This window comes from Pseudomonas sp. S32 (genome assembly GCF_016648095.1).
Classification (GTDB): Bacteria; Pseudomonadota; Gammaproteobacteria; order Pseudomonadales; family Pseudomonadaceae; genus Aquipseudomonas; species Aquipseudomonas parafulva.
Genome location: NZ_JACVVF010000096.1, coordinates 1 through 3,809, shown reverse-complemented (window position 1 = coordinate 3,809; position 3,809 = coordinate 1). Strand labels below are relative to the sequence as shown.

The window sequence follows — 3,809 nt, the reverse complement described above, 5'->3', positions numbered from 1 at the left end:
CCCTCCCTCCCCAGGAACTTGCCATGACCCCGCACCGGCTGCGATCCCTGCTGCGCCTTTCTACCCTGGCCGCACTGGCCGTGCTGCCACTGGCCGGGTGGGCGACGGCCTGGCAAGTGAGTGTCGATGAAAGCAATGGCTTGCCCACTGTGACCCGCGGCGGCGGGCCAGTGATGACGGCCAAGTTCGACTTCTGGGCAGGGAACTGGAGCTGGACGGCCTTCCAGACCGCGTTCAAGGTAGACGGCCCCTACCAGTACAGCCTGCAAGGGCAGAACAAGGCACTGGACTTCGACCTGCAGGCCAGCATCGGTAAAGAACAGCCACAAACCCTCGGCTGGGCCTTCGACCTCACCGCCCACAGCCGCCAGGCCGGGGTGATGGGTGGCGGCATCATGTTCCAGTTCGACCCCGCCCAGATCACTGGCGAAATGGGCCCGCCACAACTGTTGCCCGGCAACAGCGGCTGGTCGTGGGGCAATGCAGACAAAGGGCGGCGCGTGGAAATGCGCTTCGACCCGCCACTGGCCAAAATCTACTTCGAGCGGGGCAACCCGGCAGAGCTGCGCGCCTTCCTGTACAAAGACCCGATCACCCCCGGCAAGCAGCAGATAAAAGCCGTGCTCAACGTGACCGGCGACATCGCCCTGGCGCCCACGGCCACTGAACGCTTTGGCCTGGTAGACCCGGCCAGCTGGCCAGACGACCAGTTGGACTGGCGCACCTCCCCGGTGGACCTGTCGTTTCTCAACGCCCAGGAAAAGCCTGCCGGCAAGCACGGCTTCCTGAAGGCTGAGGGCGAGCGATTGGTGTTCGATGACAACACCCCGGTGCGCTTCTGGGGCACCAACCTGTCCGCCTACTCATTGTTCAAAAGCCCTGACGAAGAGATTCGCCAGCAAGCCAAGCGGCTGTCGGCGCTGGGGTTCAACCTGGTGCGCCTGCACCACCACGACTCGCCTTGGGTCAGCCCCAACGTGTTCGGCGATGGCACACATGTGCGTGATACCCGCCAGCTGGACGCCGAAGCCCTGCGCAAGCTCGACCTGTGGATCAAGGCGTTGAAGGACGAAGGCATTTACATCTGGCTGGACATGCATGTGCAAAGGGCGCTTGCCGCAGGCGACGGCATCGATGATTTCGCTGAACTGGCCAAGGGCGGCGACCGAGTTGACCTCAAGGGCTACGCCTACGTCAACGCCAGCATCCAGCAGGCGATGAAGCGCTTTGCCGAGCAATACCTGACCCACGTGAATGCCTACACGGGGCTTGCCTACAAGGATGACCCGGCCATCGCCGCCGTGCTCATCACCAACGAAAACGACATTACACAGCACTACGGCAACGCGCTGTTGCCCGACAAGGGCGTACCGCAGCACAGTGAACGCTACATGGCTGCCGCCAAGGCATTCGCCAGGCAGCACGACCTGCCAGCGGACCAGACCTGGCGCGCCTGGGAGCACGGCCCGTCAAAGCTGTTTCTCAATGACCTGGAACAGCGCTTCAACGCCGACATGATCGCGCACCTGCGGGGCCTGGGGGTGCGGGTGCCGATTGCCACCACCAGCACCTGGGGTGGCAACGGGCTGAGTGCCCTGCCCGCGTTGAGCGTGGGCGATGTGATCGATGCCCACAGCTATGGTGCCGGCGGCCAGCTGGAGAAGAACCCCCTCACCAGCGATGGCATGATCGACTGGCTGGCGGCTGCCCAGGTGGTCGGCAAGCCGCTGACCGTCACCGAGTGGAATGCCGAGCCATTCCCCCTGCCCGACCGCCATTCACTGCCGCTGTACGTGGCCGGTACCGCCAGCTACCAGGGCTGGGACGCCATGCTGCAATACGCCTACAGCCAGCAGGCGTTCAACCCCGGGTGGCGCACCGCGGACAACTGGCATGCCTACAACGACCCAGCCATGCTCGCCACCCTGCCCGCAGCCGCCCTGTTGTACCGTCGCGGCGATGTGCAACTGGCCAAGACCCACTACGTGTTCGCCCCGCCACCTGCCACCTTGTACAACCAGGAGATCACCCCACGCACCTCGGCACTGCTGCGCACGGCAGTGGGCCTGGGCCAGTTGCAGATCGCGCTGCCGGTGACGCCAGAACTGCCATGGCTGAAACCTGCCGCCGTGCCCGCTGATGCGCAGGTGCTGGTCGACCCTGGGCACGCGTTGCTGCCAGCCGATGCCAGCCACGTGGTCAGTGATACGGGGGAGCTGTCGCGCAACTGGCAACAGGGCATCTACACCATCGATACGCCACTGACCCAGGCGGCTACCGGTTGGCTGGGCGAGCGCACCCTCACCTTGGGTGCCATCGAGATCAAGGCCCATACGCCTTATGCCAGCGTGGCAGTGCAGAGCCTGGACGGCGCGCCTCTGGGCAAATCCCGCAGCCTGCTGCTGTCGCTGGGCACCCGCGCTGTACCCAAGGCCGATGACAAGACGCCCTTCTACGTCGAGCCGCTCAAGGCCGACCTGAGTATCAAGGCGCCAGCCGGCCTGAAACTGTTCGCCCGGGATGCCCAGGCCCAGCTCAAGCCGCTGCCGGCCAGCTACAAGGATGGGCGTTACCGCATCACGCTGGATGGCAGCTACATGTCCAATTGGCTGTTCTTGAAATAGGGCATATGGCCATCTACGCTCAGGTCACCTGTGACCCACCTGCACGTTCCTGGGGCAGTTCACTGCATGCGTCAATGGCAGCTTCGCGGAGGTGGGCATGAGGTATCTGGTGGTTGGGGGTTCGGGCTATATCGGCTCGCACATGGTCAGCCACCTGCTGGAGGCGGGCCATGAGGTGGTGGTCGCCGACCTGGTATCACCCGGCCCGGGTATCTGCTGGGCCAGGCTGGACATTGCCGACGAGGCGGCGCTGGACCTGCTGTTCGGCATGTACCGGTTTGATGCAGTGTTTCACTTTGCTTCGTTCATTCAAGTGGGCGAATCTGTCAGTGCACCCGGCAAGTACTACCAGAACAACGTGGCCGCAACGCTGGCCCTGCTGCAGGCGATGGTGAGTGCCGGCGTCAGGCACCTGGTGTTTTCGTCAAGCGCTGCTGTGTATGGCAACCCGCAGGCGGTGCCAATCAATGAAGCGCACCCCAAGGCGCCGATCAACCCGTATGGGCTGAGCAAGTGGATGGTGGAGCAGATACTGGAAGATTTCGACCGGGCATACGGTTTGAAGTCTGTGTGCCTGCGCTATTTCAACGCAGCGGGCGCAGACCCGCGAGGCCTGCTCGGCGAGCGGCACGAGCCGGAGACGCACCTGATTCCGCTGATTCTGCAGGCAGCGTCGGGGCGGCGTGAAGCCGTGACGGTGTTTGGTCGGGACTACGACACTCCCGACGGCACCTGCATCCGTGACTACGTGCACGTGAACGACCTGGCAGCGGCCCATGCACTGGCCGTGGATTACCTGATGGCGGGCGGTGAGCGGGCTGCATTCAACCTGGGCAATGGCCTGGGATTCTCGGTGCAACAGGTAATCGACACGGCGCGCACGGTCACCGGCCGGTCCATCGCCACCCTGGACGCCCCCCGCCGGCCCGGCGATCCACCCAGGCTGGTGGCCGATGCCACCCAGGCCATGCAGGTGCTGGGGTGGCAGCCGGCCTATGCGGCGCTTGAGCAGATTGTGCTGCATGCGTGGCAGTGGGAGTTGCGATACCCGTGGCCGGTACATGGGGCTATTCGCGGGTTGGGTTGTACGTAGAGGGGCTGCAACGCAGCTCCAGCGATACTAGCGTTGGGTCACAGGTTGCAGGGGGCGCTGGGCGCCCCATCGCGAGCTGCGCTCGCTCCTAC

2 protein-coding genes are annotated in these 3,809 nt (G+C 64.4%); both read left to right on the top strand.

Annotated elements, in window-relative coordinates; genetic code table 11:
* Positions 1-23: 23 nt before the first annotated feature.
* A complete protein-coding gene (locus IAE38_RS23575) occupies positions 24-2,624 on the top strand; it encodes a cellulase family glycosylhydrolase (RefSeq protein ID WP_201219575.1) in 2,601 nt (866 codons plus the stop codon).
* Between the two features lie 97 nt (positions 2,625-2,721).
* Positions 2,722-3,717: a UDP-glucose 4-epimerase GalE gene (gene galE / locus IAE38_RS23570; protein WP_201164174.1), complete on the top strand. Its 996-nt coding sequence runs from the start codon at positions 2,722-2,724 to the stop codon at positions 3,715-3,717.
* Positions 3,718-3,809: the final 92 nt, after the last annotated feature.